We start from the raw sequence: 241 nt of genomic DNA, 5'->3' as shown, positions 1-241 counted from the left end.
TGTGCAACATTCTTCATTTTTTTACTAAAGCCAACATAGAACAGCAAGGCCGAAGGAGCAAATACTTTTTGTTGCCAGTATGCTTCAGAATACTGGCGATAGGGTTTGTCCAGGAATGTTTCGGTATGGTGATAATCTGCTCCACTTAACACCACATCGCTCAACATAGTTTCACCATTCGCAACAATTGCTGAGGCTTTTTTACCATTCACCACAATTCTTTCAACGTTTTGATGGGTCT

Annotated in this window: 1 pseudogene; it reads right to left on the bottom strand. The window is 40.7% G+C overall.

Annotated elements, in window-relative coordinates:
• Positions 1 to 241 (bottom strand): annotated as a pseudogene (locus ACY2RT_RS15580) (phytoene desaturase); the annotation flags it as partial.

The sequence above is a fragment of the Ulvibacter sp. 2210JD10-4 genome, from assembly GCF_058148525.1.
Note: the sequence above shows the minus strand (reverse complement) of the source record. Positions and strands in the feature narration are given on the sequence as shown.